Below are 11,836 nucleotides of genomic sequence, written 5' to 3'. Positions count from 1 at the left end.
AGGATTTCTCAATCTGGCTTACACGGGCGCCTGTACCGATATCCCCGCGGATGGCGACGTATCGATGTTGAATTCCTCGCCAGACGAAGTGCAATGAGCTGCGGCTATAGGCTTGCGCAGCCTTAGATAGCCGGCCGTCGCAGGCGCGCCGGTTGGCCGGGATCTTCTTCTGCCCGTCAGGTGTCCGGTCGGAACTCCAGCACGAACGCTACGACCTTTTCGGCGGACATTTCGCACGGCTTCAACAATGTCCTATCTGATGTAACGCGGAAGAGGTTGAAGCTGACAATGTCAGTCCCGTCCAACTCCCTGGCGAACAGACTGTTGCGACGTCCGTCCCCAGATCGCCGGACGATCAAGCTGAAACGCCGGCCTTCATAAGTCCCTTCTCTGTATCCCTCCGCAAGCTTCGCGAAAGCGGCATCGAACTCGGAATGCTCCATGTCATCCATCCTTATTGATAGAACAGAGGCGCGGCGGGTGCGAGACCGCCAGTGCCGGGTCGCGCTAAGGTGCCGGGCAGATTCCTGCAGCCGACGAGGCCCGGGGTGGGCAGGATAATTGAGATGTCGGCGCCCGCATGGCTATCAGCGAAGTCGTCCGTCCAGTCTGCTAGGCAACGTCCACGCCTTTCCAGAAAGCGATGTAATCCCGGATACCCTCGGCATCCGGAGTGGGGGCGGGATAGGTCCAAGCGGCGTTCACGTTGAGCGCGTCACCCGCGCGAACATGAAAGAAGCGCGCGGCGCCTTTGATCGGACAGACAGATGTGTGCGGGCTCATCTCAAGCAGGCTCAGGTCGACTCCTGACGGTGGGAAGTAGTGATTTCCCTCGACGATGACTGTTTCGTCGCTTGTGGCGATAGTAGTGTCTTTCCAGATGGCTGAGACCAACGGACTCTCCTTTTGTATTCATCAACCGGCGAAGGCTCGCGGGCTGGCTGCCCCAAGCCGCACCTCCTCAGGTGGCAGGCGGGTTGCGCCCGAGAAGTTTGTCGAGCTCGCCTCTGACATCGAGCGCGAATAGCTCATCGGAGCCACCGATAAGGGTGCCATTGATGAAGATCTGCGGCACGGAGCTTCGCCCCGACGCTTCCGCCATGGCCTGCCGGTGAGCCGGATCCGCCTCAATATCGAGCTCCTTCCATCGCACGCCCTTTTCCTTGAGGAGCGCCTTCGCTCGGCGGCAGAACGGGCACCAATTCGTGGTGTACAGCAATACATCAGTTGTCATATTGCATCTCCGGCAGTTGCACGCGGATCGCTGTCATGGCGTTGATCTCCAATTCGCGGCGTTCAAAGATGGCGACTGCACCTTGGCCGACATCGGAGCAGATGCTGACGATTGGCCGCTATCCAGGCGACATGGCCCAAAGTGCTTTCACCGCCAGGCAGAGGCCGCACGCGCCTCCTGTAGCGCCGAGCCGATGCTCTAAGGTAACCGAGCCTCGATTGGGACGGAAGCGGTCCCGCTCGAATCGCCCATCATGCTGGTCGAGCATATCAGGACGACGGATAGTGCAGGAACTTTCAAATTGAGCTTGATGTCGAGCCAGGTATCGCGAGCGAAGGCGTTCTAGAGGCCGGGGGGTACGAAGACTGTGTTCGGCAAAACGGTTCACGTTGATCGCCAAAGCTTCCCAGGGCGCACGTCTACGATCGGCGCGACGTGAGATAGCTCGCGCCGCTAGCCCCCGTAGCGCTCCGTCTTGATGATGGAGGCGTCCAAGCCCGCCAGCAGCGCGCTATCGGTTGCGATGTTGACGAATCCGTTAGACCCGCAGACGAACACTTGCGTCGGCTTTCCCTGAAGCCTGGTTAGAATTTCTTGGACCATCATGCCGTCGATCCGTCGCGCAAAGTCCGATGCGCGAACCGGTTTCTCGCGCGTAATCGCGAGCGCCAGGACGAACGCCGGATCGCTGATTTCGATGCAATGAAGTTCTTCTGAGAAGAGAACGTCCTCGGCGGTTCGTGCGGACAGGAGCAACGCTGTCGGAACGGCTTGGGCCAATGCGCGGCGCTGCCGGATCATTGCCATCAACGGCACGAGGCCGGAGCCTCCCCCGATCAACAGAACCGGATCTATGGCAGGCTCAGGCCAAAGGAAATGGCCACCGAGCGGACCGCGAACTTCGATTTCGTCACCAATCGCCGCGATGTCGTGAAAAAACGGCGAAACTTCGGCATCCGGCATGCGCTCGATAGCTATCTCGACGATCGGGGTCGAAACTGCCGATGACGCGATCGAGTAGCTGCGCATTGCACTGTAGCCGTCGGGCGCGGTCAGCCGGATATCGACGTGCTGACCTGCGGTGTGCGCGAACGGCTTGCTCAACCGAAGGAAGAAGCTCTTGATACTCGGTGTTTGCTGGATGATGTCGTCGATCACGCATGATTGCCACGAACGGACTTGCGCTTCGTTTTCAGTCATGGGTGTATCGTTGTTCGCGCCACGGATCGCCGTAGATGTGATAGCCGTGCAGCTCCCAAAAGCCGGCCTCGTCACGCGTCGTGAATTGCAGCGCATTCACCCATTTGGCGGATTTCCAGAAGTAAAGGTGCGGCACTAGAAGACGCGCCGGCCCCCCATGATCGCGGGAAAGTGGCTTGCCCGCATAACTGAGGGCGACCATCGCTTTCCCGGAAAGCAGATCCGTCAGAGGGACGTTTGTCGAATAATTATCGTAGCAGTGCGCCAAGACGAAATCGGTAGGCCGATCAAGCTCTGCATCTGCAAGGATGTCTTCAATGAGTACACCCTCCCAAACGGTATCCAGTTTGGACCAAGAGGTGACGCAGTGAATATCCTTTGTCACCTGGGTCTTTGGTAGAGTGTTGAATTCGCCCCAATTCCACGTTTTGACGGGCTTCGGACCAATTTTGACTGTGAATTTCCAGTCGGAGGGCTCTACCCTCGGCGTAGGGCCGGCCGACAGAACAGGGAAATCCTCCACCAGATGCTGACCTGGCGGAATCCGATCGGACTGGTCGCCTGAACCGCGACCGGTGAAACCTCTGGTGACCATAGTGACCCCTCTTGCTCGATACGGCAGACCGAAGCCGGCCTTCATTTCAGTACTCTGCGTAAAGCATTTGCCCGCACATCCGCCGAATAAGCCAATCGACTAAAAATCAGATACAGATGCTCTATCATCGTAAAAAATCGCGTATCGAACATAGCGTCAGGCCAGCATGATTCCCAATACCCAATGGCTATAGGGTAGATAACCCCAAGGCTGCGTACGCTGATCTGCGGTATGCGGAGCGGAAGTTGCAGGTTCGCTCTCAAACGGATGGGCAGCGTGCAAAGCTCAAGGCTCACCAGCGCATGGTTGCCCAGTTCGCGCTCGCCGGCAGCTTGAGTATATTAAGGACGAAATGTCGATCTGATCTATTCTGGCTTCAGGAAATAGGGAAAATAAGGTCGGACGTTCGCGCACCGTCGCGACGCGCGATCATCCACTAAGCTTCTGTATCGGGGTTGGAGGATCAGATGAACGAGATCGAACGACAAGCGCCTGAGCTGCGGGTGCAAAAATGGATTGGCAAAGATGGGGAAAGTATCGCGCCGTTCAAACTGTCAGATATCGGGCCCGGCCCGAAAATCTTGTTTGCCTTCCAGCATTGGTGCCAAGGTTGCCATTTGCATGGGTTTCCGACGCTACAAAAGTTGCATGCAGCGTTGAGCTCAAAAGACGTGGGGTTCGCAGTGATCCAGACCGTCTTCGAAGGAACGCATGAGAATACCTTCGAGAAGTTGCGCGTGAACCAGCTCAAGTATGAGCTTCCTATCGTTTTCGGTCACGACGAGCAACCGACCGGCTCGCCGTTTCCAACCTTCATGGAAGACTACCGCACACGAGGAACTCCGTGGTTTACGGTTATCGACGCTGGCGGTAGCATTGTTTTCTCGGACTTCCATCTCGACGCGGAGCGACTAGTGAAGCAACTTGAGCAAGGTTAATCGTTGGAAGGTGGGCAATCATCCTGATTGCCACCCATCCCCTGATGCCCACTACAGGCGTTGCGCGCTGTAACTCTGTTGATCAGCGTGCGAAAACCCGGATCCGGATAGGAGGAGCGTCAACGATTGAATCAATCCGTTGGGAGAGGGCGGCTCCGCTCCGTCAGCTCGGCAATAGATAACCCATTCTCGCCGAGCAACTCTCTGATCCGATCGACGATATGAGCCCCTAGCGCCGCTGTCTTGGTCCCCCCCACAGATTCCCAAGATGCGAGTTCACACGCCGATACCTCGTGGTCAGCGCCGAAGTGCTTCTGTCGGTATGTCACCGCCGCCCTTCAATGATAAAGGCGCGGTAACGGGAACCGGCAAAGCGATGAGCAGCGATGGTTTGGTAGGCGGGACTGTCATACCAGTCGCGAGCGGCCTGCATCGTCGGGAAACGCAAGATTACGGCCCCTTCGATGGGCGGCCCCTCCAAATGCTGGATCGCGCCATAAGCGGCGAGAAAGGTAACGTCGTGACCATCGAACGATGGTCCGACGCCTGCAGAATAGGTTGCGAGTGCATGTGGGTCGCTGGTTTCTTCCCGCGTAAAGACGACGAACGCTTCCATCATTAGGCCTCTCAAAGGTTGGATCTGTTGGCCATTACCACCGGTGATGGCCTCACAGTCGTCAGGCTGGCAACTGGAACCCGATTTTCATGAGTGCCTCGACGCACGCATCCTGATCCTGCTGATAGTTGCCTCCGGAGATGCCTATGCCGCCGATCAACTTCCCATCCTCCAGAATCGGATAACCGCCGCCGACAGCGACCATCCGAGGGCGATAGGCTAGCGGCGCCACTTTTGGATCGTTGGTCACATAGTCGTTCCAGACATGGGTCGGGAACCCAAACGAGGCGGAACTCCAGGCCTTGTCGATGGCAACATCGACGGTAAGGAACGGCGCATCGTCGGTGCGCTCGAACGCGCGCAGGTTACCGGTGGCGTCGACGACGGCGACGGCAGCCGGGATGCCGATGGCACGGGCCGCAGCGAGCGCCGCGTCGATGAGGGCGACTGCGGTTTCGCGGTTGATCGAGGCGGTGGCAATAGATTTGGTCATGGGATTCTCATCGCTGGGGCATAACCCGTTCGGCTTTTTGAGGTTGGACAAGATGTTTGGCGATCGCGGTCGTTAGAAGCCTTCGAGGACGATCTTGCCTTTAGCCGCGCCACTTTCGATCAGTGCATGCACCGTCTTCAGATTGGCGGCATTGATCGGCGACAGTCGCCGGGTCAGCGTCGTGCGGATTTTGCCGTCGTCAACCAGCGCTGCCATCGCATCCAGAATCTCGCCCTGCTCATTCATGTCGGGCGTGCCGTAGATCGACCGCGTGAACATCAGCTCGTGGTGGATCGACACCGCCTTGCGCTTGAAAACCATGATATCGAATGCCTTGGGATCGTCGATCAGTCCGAACCGTCCTTGTGGGGCGATCAGTTCGGCGATGTCGGCGACATGTTGCTCGGTATGTGTGGTCGAAAAGACGAAAGCGGGAGCACCGATGCCGAGTTCGGCGATCTGTGGCGCGAGCGGACGAGAATGGTCGATGACGTGGTGAGCTCCAAGCCCTCTTACCCACTCTTGGGTTTCCGGTCGAGAGGCTGTGGCGATGACGGTGAGGTCCGTGCGCTGTCGCGCGATCTGGACGGCGATCGACCCAACCCCGCCCGCGCCACCGATGATGAGGATCGCCTCCGCCGCACCGGGTACGGGCTTCGCCACGTCCAGGCGGTCGAACATCGCCTCCCAGGCCGTCAACGTCGTCAGCGGCAGCGCCGCCGCTTCCGCCCAGGAGAGCGACGCAGGTTTGTGACCGACAATCCGGGCGTCGACGAGATGGAACTCCGCATTGGTACCGGGCCGTGTGATCGATCCGGCATAATAGACCTCGTCGCCTAACTCGAACTGCGTGACGTCGGGGCCGACCTCGCGCACAATCCCGGCGGCATCCCATCCCAGCACCTTCCAATCGCCATCTGCCGGCGGCGTGCTGTTGCGGACCTTGTAGTCGACCGGGTTGACCGAGACGGCCTTCACCTCAACCAGGATATCGTATCCTGCAGCGACAGGCCGAGGCAGATTGATGTCGACCAGCGCGGCATCCGCGGCGATGGGTCCCGGAACCTTGTAACCAATGGCTTTCATAAATGTCTCCAGCTTGCTTGATCGGATGACGCGAATGCTCGTTAGTCAACTTCTTCTACATTGAGGTCCCGACTCTTGAACTGGGTCGCGGTAGCAGATTTCATCGAACACGTCGATCAACAGGCCCTTATGCTCGGTCGCCGGATCGGTGATCGCGTAGAGGGTGGAGGCGTTATCGCCATCATCACCGCTTCCGAGGCGAAACGCCGCGTCGACGCAGATGCCGCACGGACCGATGGTTGATCCTGGCTCGAGATCGACGAGATTGCTGTCCTTGACGCGCTATTCGCGGTCTTAGCCCTTGGCGATGAAGGACTGAACTGCTTGTAGAGCGTCGGTCAGCTGCTATGTCATGGACGCACCTTCATCTTGAGTTGGATTGGACAAGCTTCCGTATAAGGCCCGCTGTAACCGTCAGATGACGGCGAAGAAAACGATGGGCAGTATTCACAGCCACTTAGCCTTCTTGAAGCGCACAAATAGGAAAACGCACGATATCGCTATCACTCCGAGCACGACAAAGTATCCGTAGGCCGTGTCCAGCTCCGGCATGTGCTTAAAGTTCATGCCGTATATTCCAGCGATCGCCGTCGGGACTGCCAGTATTGCCGCCCAGGCCGCGAGCTGGCGGGTGACCACACCGATCCTTTGCGCTTCCAGAAGGCTGCTGGCCTCAAAGACCGTGGACAGGACAAGCAGGAGGCCGTCGACCATGGACTGCACGCGGTGGACATGGTCCGCGACGTCGTGGAAATATGGTGTCATTTCGGCGCTGATGCAGGGAAAGTGGCCGCGAACGAGCTTTCGCACCAGCTCGGCCATAGCCCTGAGCGTGCGCTGGAACCGCGTGAGTTCGGACCTTAGTTCGAAGATTCGCGCCACCTCTTCTGGCCCGAGGAAATCGTGCAGCGACCGTCGCTCCATCGCCAGGACGTCGTCCTCGATCATTTCGAAGATGGGCAGATACTGGTCGACCACGCGATGCAAGATCGCGTGCAGCACATAGTCGACACCCTTGCCGAACTGCGTCGGCGATGCCTCGAGTTGCTCCCGAAGTTTGCCCAGCGCTCCGGCATTGCCGTGCCGCACGGTGATAAGGTGATTGTGACCGGTGAAGATCGCCATCTTGCCGTAGCTGATCCGGTCGCCGACCAGCTCGGCGGTCTGCGCGACGACGTACAACTCATCGTTGTAGACCTCGAGCTTGGGCGGGCACAGCGGGTGCATCGCGTTGTCGATCGCCAACGGATGAAGATTATATGTCCTTTGGATCGCGAGTAGTTCCTCGGGGGTGGGTTCGCTAAGCGCGATCCAGCAGAAGCCCGAGCGACTCTCGCCCAACTTGACGTGCTCATCGAGCGCGATTTCGCGAACTCGCTTGCCTTCGTTGTAATAATAGGCGGCGATGATGCTCATGCTGGCCTCGCGGGAATGTGGAGGCCACGCTGGACGGCCGGTCGAGCCAGCCCGCGTCCAAGCCATGCGCGGACGTTCGAAAAGCTGCTGAGGCCAAGGATGTCACCCGCAGCGTAGAATTCCACCAGCGCATTCACCCAGCCGAGCGTCGCGATGTCCGCGATCGAATAGTCGTCGACGATCCAGTCGCGGCCTTCCAGCCGGCGATCCAGAATCCCCAGCAGACGCGTGGATTCGTCGATAAAGCGCTGTTGCGGCCGCTTGTCCTCATAGTCCTTGCCGCCAAATCGCAGGAAGAAGCCGAGCTGACCGAACATCGGCCCGATGGCCGACATCTGAAAGAACACCCACGCTAGGGTCTCGTAACGCTGGCCTGGTTCGGTGGAGATGAACTGACCCGTCTTGTCGGCCAGATAGAGGAGGATCGCACCGGATTCCCATAAGGCGATGGGTCTACCGTCAGGGCCAGCCGGATCGATGATCGCCGGTATGCGTCCGTTCGGGTTCAGCGACACGAACGCCGGATCCTTCGACTCGTTGTTCGAGATGTCGATCAGGTGGGGCTCGTACGCCAGGCCAGTCTCCTCAAGCATGATCGAGACCTTGACGCCATTGGGCGTAGGGGCTGCGTAGAGTTGCAGGCGATCGGGATGAGATGCCGGCCAGCGCTGCGTGATCGGAAAGGACGAGAGGTCTGGCATAAATCTGCGATCCTGGTGTTGCGATGGCGACTGACTGGAACGAGCCGTCACTCTGAAGTAGGGTTCGATGACCGCGTCGCTGAACGACGCGGTCACGAAGATTGCGGACCGGACCGACGCAGTGGCAACGGCAGTGAAGCCTATTCCGCCGCGGTCCCGGCCGCTGGCTGTACGTCGTCAACCTTTTGGCGCTTCGGAAGCACCCAGCCGGGACGGACGAAGTGGCAGGTGTAGCCGCCCGGGCGCTTCTCCAGATAATCCTGGTGATCGGGCTCGGCCTCCCAGAACTCGCCGACCGGCTGGACCTCGGTCACCACTTTGCCATCCCACAGCCCCGAGGCATCCACATCGGCGATCGTATCCTCGGCGACGCGCTTCTGCTCCTCGTCGACATAATAGATGCCCGACCGGTAGGAGAGCCCACGATCATTGCCCTGGCGGTTCAGCGTCGTCGGATCGTGGATCTGGAAGAAGAATTCCAGGATGTTCCGGTAGCTCGTCACTGTCGGGTCGAAGACAATCTCGATCCCCTCGGCATGCGTGCCGTGATTACGATACGTGGCGTTCGGAATATCGCCGCCCGTGTAACCCACACGGGTCGAGATGATGCCGGGCCGCTTGCGGATCAGATCCTGCATGCCCCAGAAACATCCTCCTGCGAGAACAGCGCGCTGATGCATGTTAAGCCTCCTCTACTTGATCGAGATATTCACCGTATCCCTCGGACTCCATCTCGTCGCGCGGGATGAAGCGAAGGGACGCTGAGTTGATGCAGTACCGCAGACCGCCGCGGTCGGAAGGACCATCGGGGAACACATGGCCGAGATGACTGTCTGCGTGTACTGACCTGACCTCCGTCCGGACCATGCCGTGTGCGCTGTCCCGCACCTCGTTCACGTTTGCCGAAACGATCGGCTTGGTGAAGCTGGGCCAGCCAGTACCCGAATCGAACTTGTCCGTCGAAGCGAACAGTGGCTCTCCCGACACTATGTCGACGTAGATGCCAGGCTCCTTGTTGTCGTTGTACTCGCCCGTGAAGGGCCTTTCGGTGCCCGCCTCCTGGGTAATTCGGTGTTGCTCGGGAGTCAGGTGGTCGATTGCTGTCTGTGACTTTTCAAACTTCATTACAGTCTCCAATACTTATCTAGAGGGCCAGGCACGCTACCGCTAATTTTTTATGTCTCCTGATTTGCTCCTACAATGGTAGTGGGATGGCAAACGAGGTTTTACTAAGTGTTGGAAAATTAGAGATTTAAATTTCGCGTCTATTAATTCTAGCGCAACTGAGTGGTTAAGCAAGTACGTAATCAGTAAATATTAAAAAAATAACACAAAAGCACGATTATATAATACAGTGTCAGTGTTTTATGATAATCAACAACGCCTGTTTAGATGCTGGTAGATGCGAATTTTTTGGCGTACAGTCAAAATTTTCTGATGGTTGCTTAGTGTGTTGGCGCTGATGGAAAATTGACCCACCCTGCCGATTGAAATTTGACCCAGGGCGGATTGCTGATTTTGTTACCAGCAACTGTGGATAAGTCTACCAGCGCAGCTGCTGTTGCCCCCACTCCTTCGCTAGCCCAGTTCAGTTGTTTAAGACCTGCCACACGCAGCCATGTAGCAGGCCGTCGTCGCCATGAAATCAGAACGGCTCATCGTCCTCCGGTTCCTGGCCGCCCTTACGCTTTCGCTCCCGTGATTTGATCTTGGCCTGGGCCGCCAAGCTACTGTGTTGCAGGCGATAGGACTCGTTACCGGTTTCGACGATGTGGCAGTGGTGGGTCAGCCGATCCAGCAGGGCGGTGGTCATCTTGGCGTCGCCGAACACGCTCGACCATTCGGCGAAGCTCAGGTTGGTGGTGATCACCACGCTGGTGTGTTCGTACAGCTTGGACAGCAGGTGAAACAGCAACGCACCGCCAGCCTGGCTGAACGGCAGATAACCCAGTTCGTCGAGGATGACCAGATCCATGCGCAGCAGTGCCTGGGCGATCCGCCCGGCTTTGCCGTCGTGTTTTTCGCGCTCCAGCAGATTGACCAGATCGACCGTGGAGTAGAAGCGCACGCGCTTACCGTGCCGGGTGATGCCGGACACGGCCAGCGCGGTGGCTAGGTGGGTTTTACCGGTGCCTGGCCCACCGATCAGCACCACGTTCTGCGCGGTGTCGGTAAAGGCCAGGCTGGCCAGCTCGCTGATCAGGCGTGCGTCGGCGCTAGAGGCGTTGAAATCGAAGCTGGCCAGATCGCGGTGCATCGGCAGCTTGGCCATGTTCATCTGGTGGCTCACCGAGCGCATGGCGCGATCTGTGTGCTCTTGTTCCAGCAGGTGTTCGAGCAGCCACTTGGATGAGGCTGTGTTCGACTCACCCTGTGCAGTTAACTCCGCCCAGGCCGTGGCCATGCCGTGCAGGCGCAGTTCCTTGAGTTCCGCCATCAAATCACGCATGACCGATCTCCTTGGTCTGGCCACGCAGGCGGTCGTAGCGCGCCGTGTTGGCGACGGGGGCTTCCTTGAGCGACAAGTGGGTTTCGACGCTGGGCGGCGGTTCGGATGCTGTCAGCCGTGCCACGACATTGAGGATGTGTTCGGCGCTCAGGCTGCCGCTTTCCAGTACCAGCTCAACAGCCACCAGCACCGCATCGAGCCCGGCGACCGGTACGGCAGCCAGAACTTGCGCCATGATCCGGTCACCGCCGGCATGACGCCCCAGACCGTGCTTAAGCTGACGCAGCGGCGCCGGCAGATCAGCAAAGGGCGCGCCGTTGCGCAGCGCACCGGGCTTGCGTTCGATCAGCGGGAGGTAGTGCTGCCAGTCATAGCTGACCTGGTCGCGATCCAGCAAGCGGACATGGCTGGCGATCAGCGCGTCGTCAGCCACCACCTCGATTCGCGTCGGATACAAACGGCTGCTGACCCACTTACCCGCATACTCACACGGCACCGAGTAGCGGTTGCGCCCGACGCTGACCAGGCAGGTGCTGGAGACCCGCGCAGGCCGCTCGACGTAACCGTCGAATGGCGCTGGCACAGGCATCAGTTCAGCGCGCTCCAACTCCAGCACTTCGGCCACACTCAGCCCGCTGTATTGAGGGTGCGTCAGCTCGTTCCAAAGCGCGCGGCAGCGCTGGCCCAGCCAGGCATTGAGTTCCTCGAAGGAGTGAAACTGGCAGTCCTGGGCGTCTAGCCAGATACGCCTGCGGCTGTCTTGCACGTTCTTTTCAACGATGCCCTTTTCCCAACCAGCGGCGACGTTGCAGAAGTCCGGATCGAACAGGTAATGCGCGCACATCACCGCAAAGCGCGCATTCACCGCCCGGCCTTTGCCCTTATTGACCTTGTCGACGGCGGTCTTCATGTTGTCGTAGATGCCCCGGCGCGGCACGCCGCCCAAGGAGCCGAACGAGCGTGTATGGGCGTCAAATAACATCTCATGGCCCTGGCTCGGATACGCCACAAGCCAGAACGCACGGCTGGCACACAGCTTCAGATGTGCCACCTGCATACGCCGGTAAATGCCGCCGACCAGCAAGCCTTCCTCGCTCCAGTCAAACTG

Annotated in this window: 16 protein-coding genes; 2 read left to right on the top strand and 14 right to left on the bottom strand. The window is 58.8% G+C overall.

Going from position 1 to position 11,836, the window contains the following annotated elements; genetic code table 11:
• Nucleotides 1–176: 176 nt before the first annotated feature.
• From PA6_RS21470 to PA6_RS21450, 5 genes are all read right to left on the bottom strand, one after another.
• Entirely contained in the window at nucleotides 177–443 is a 267-nt protein-coding gene (locus PA6_RS21470; RefSeq protein WP_003464988.1) for a hypothetical protein, read from the bottom strand.
• Nucleotides 444–612: 169 nt separating this feature from the next.
• On the bottom strand, nucleotides 613–894 hold the full coding sequence (locus PA6_RS21465) for a DUF427 domain-containing protein (protein ID WP_003464986.1): 282 nt from the start codon (nucleotides 892–894) through the stop codon (nucleotides 613–615).
• A 67-nt stretch (nucleotides 895–961) separates the two neighbouring features.
• Nucleotides 962–1,234 (bottom strand): glutaredoxin 3, encoded by a 273-nt coding sequence (gene grxC / locus PA6_RS21460; RefSeq protein WP_005005995.1) that lies wholly within the window; start codon nucleotides 1,232–1,234, stop codon nucleotides 962–964.
• A 453-nt stretch (nucleotides 1,235–1,687) separates the two neighbouring features.
• Nucleotides 1,688–2,434 (bottom strand): ferredoxin reductase, encoded by a 747-nt coding sequence (locus tag PA6_RS21455; RefSeq protein ID WP_002118292.1) that lies wholly within the window; start codon nucleotides 2,432–2,434, stop codon nucleotides 1,688–1,690.
• Entirely contained in the window at nucleotides 2,427–3,074 is a 648-nt protein-coding gene (locus tag PA6_RS21450) for a sulfite oxidase-like oxidoreductase (RefSeq protein WP_002118288.1), read from the bottom strand. The genes PA6_RS21455 and PA6_RS21450 overlap by 8 nt, the downstream gene beginning before the upstream one ends.
• A gap of 422 nt (nucleotides 3,075–3,496) precedes the next feature.
• Between PA6_RS21450 and PA6_RS21445 the strand changes: the two genes are divergently transcribed.
• Nucleotides 3,497–3,967, top strand: coding sequence for a TlpA family protein disulfide reductase (locus tag PA6_RS21445; protein ID WP_003464979.1), 471 nt, complete (start codon nucleotides 3,497–3,499; stop codon nucleotides 3,965–3,967).
• Between the two features lie 325 nt (nucleotides 3,968–4,292).
• On the opposite strand, the gene PA6_RS21440 is transcribed toward PA6_RS21445, so the two are convergent.
• From PA6_RS21440 to PA6_RS21430, 3 genes are all read right to left on the bottom strand, one after another.
• Nucleotides 4,293–4,583, bottom strand: a complete 291-nt coding sequence (locus PA6_RS21440) for a DUF1330 domain-containing protein (protein ID WP_023109439.1) — start codon at nucleotides 4,581–4,583, stop codon at nucleotides 4,293–4,295.
• 61 nt (nucleotides 4,584–4,644) lie between these two features.
• Complete coding sequence (locus PA6_RS21435) at nucleotides 4,645–5,076, bottom strand: GlcG/HbpS family heme-binding protein (RefSeq protein ID WP_005006001.1); 432 nt, start codon at nucleotides 5,074–5,076, stop codon at nucleotides 4,645–4,647.
• A 72-nt stretch (nucleotides 5,077–5,148) separates the two neighbouring features.
• Nucleotides 5,149–6,162, bottom strand: coding sequence for a zinc-binding alcohol dehydrogenase family protein (locus PA6_RS21430; RefSeq protein WP_002118279.1), 1,014 nt, complete (start codon nucleotides 6,160–6,162; stop codon nucleotides 5,149–5,151).
• A 75-nt stretch (nucleotides 6,163–6,237) separates the two neighbouring features.
• Between PA6_RS21430 and PA6_RS23915 the strand changes: the two genes are divergently transcribed.
• Nucleotides 6,238–6,405 (top strand): hypothetical protein, encoded by a 168-nt coding sequence (locus tag PA6_RS23915; RefSeq protein ID WP_016487060.1) that lies wholly within the window; start codon nucleotides 6,238–6,240, stop codon nucleotides 6,403–6,405.
• A gap of 204 nt (nucleotides 6,406–6,609) precedes the next feature.
• On the opposite strand, the gene PA6_RS21425 is transcribed toward PA6_RS23915, so the two are convergent.
• The 6 genes from PA6_RS21425 to istA all read right to left on the bottom strand — a co-directional run.
• Nucleotides 6,610–7,578 (bottom strand): magnesium and cobalt transport protein CorA, encoded by a 969-nt coding sequence (locus PA6_RS21425; RefSeq protein WP_011979111.1) that lies wholly within the window; start codon nucleotides 7,576–7,578, stop codon nucleotides 6,610–6,612.
• Complete coding sequence (locus tag PA6_RS21420; RefSeq protein WP_003464969.1) at nucleotides 7,575–8,279, bottom strand: glutathione S-transferase N-terminal domain-containing protein; 705 nt, start codon at nucleotides 8,277–8,279, stop codon at nucleotides 7,575–7,577. The genes PA6_RS21425 and PA6_RS21420 overlap by 4 nt, the downstream gene beginning before the upstream one ends.
• Nucleotides 8,280–8,419: 140 nt before the next feature.
• Entirely contained in the window at nucleotides 8,420–8,959 is a 540-nt protein-coding gene (msrA, locus tag PA6_RS21415) for a peptide-methionine (S)-S-oxide reductase MsrA (protein WP_003464967.1), read from the bottom strand.
• A 1-nt stretch (nucleotide 8,960) separates the two neighbouring features.
• Nucleotides 8,961–9,404 (bottom strand): peptide-methionine (R)-S-oxide reductase MsrB, encoded by a 444-nt coding sequence (gene msrB / locus PA6_RS21410; protein WP_003464965.1) that lies wholly within the window; start codon nucleotides 9,402–9,404, stop codon nucleotides 8,961–8,963.
• 520 nt (nucleotides 9,405–9,924) lie between these two features.
• Nucleotides 9,925–10,728 (bottom strand): IS21-like element ISPst3 family helper ATPase IstB, encoded by an 804-nt coding sequence (istB, locus tag PA6_RS21405; protein WP_011911830.1) that lies wholly within the window; start codon nucleotides 10,726–10,728, stop codon nucleotides 9,925–9,927.
• Nucleotides 10,721–11,836: IS21-like element ISPst3 family transposase (istA, locus tag PA6_RS21400; RefSeq protein ID WP_021703099.1), on the bottom strand; the 1,116-nt coding region annotated here is incomplete at its 5' end. The genes istA and istB, both read right to left, overlap by 8 nt.

This window comes from Aquipseudomonas alcaligenes NBRC 14159 (assembly GCF_000467105.1).
In the GTDB taxonomy this organism is placed as follows: Bacteria; Pseudomonadota; Gammaproteobacteria; order Pseudomonadales; family Pseudomonadaceae; genus Aquipseudomonas; species Aquipseudomonas alcaligenes.
The sequence above is the reverse complement of the archived record's forward strand: the minus strand, read 5'-3'. Positions and strand labels throughout refer to the sequence as shown.

Coding starts and splice junctions, on each gene's coding strand:
- PA6_RS21470 (WP_003464988.1), bottom strand. CDS start 443: ATGGAGCATTCCGAGTTCGATGCCGCTTTCGCGAAGCTTGCGGAGGGA.
- grxC (WP_005005995.1), bottom strand. CDS start 1,234: ATGACAACTGATGTATTGCTGTACACCACGAATTGGTGCCCGTTCTGC.
- PA6_RS21455 (WP_002118292.1), bottom strand. CDS start 2,434: ATGACTGAAAACGAAGCGCAAGTCCGTTCGTGGCAATCATGCGTGATC.
- PA6_RS21450 (WP_002118288.1), bottom strand. CDS start 3,074: ATGAAGGCCGGCTTCGGTCTGCCGTATCGAGCAAGAGGGGTCACTATG.
- PA6_RS21445 (WP_003464979.1), top strand. CDS start 3,497: ATGAACGAGATCGAACGACAAGCGCCTGAGCTGCGGGTGCAAAAATGG.
- PA6_RS21440 (WP_023109439.1), bottom strand. CDS start 4,583: ATGGAAGCGTTCGTCGTCTTTACGCGGGAAGAAACCAGCGACCCACAT.
- PA6_RS21435 (WP_005006001.1), bottom strand. CDS start 5,076: ATGACCAAATCTATTGCCACCGCCTCGATCAACCGCGAAACCGCAGTC.
- PA6_RS21430 (WP_002118279.1), bottom strand. CDS start 6,162: ATGAAAGCCATTGGTTACAAGGTTCCGGGACCCATCGCCGCGGATGCC.
- PA6_RS21425 (WP_011979111.1), bottom strand. CDS start 7,578: ATGAGCATCATCGCCGCCTATTATTACAACGAAGGCAAGCGAGTTCGC.
- PA6_RS21420 (WP_003464969.1), bottom strand. CDS start 8,279: ATGCCAGACCTCTCGTCCTTTCCGATCACGCAGCGCTGGCCGGCATCT.
- msrA (WP_003464967.1), bottom strand. CDS start 8,959: ATGCATCAGCGCGCTGTTCTCGCAGGAGGATGTTTCTGGGGCATGCAG.
- msrB (WP_003464965.1), bottom strand. CDS start 9,404: ATGAAGTTTGAAAAGTCACAGACAGCAATCGACCACCTGACTCCCGAG.
- istB (WP_011911830.1), bottom strand. CDS start 10,728: ATGCGTGATTTGATGGCGGAACTCAAGGAACTGCGCCTGCACGGCATG.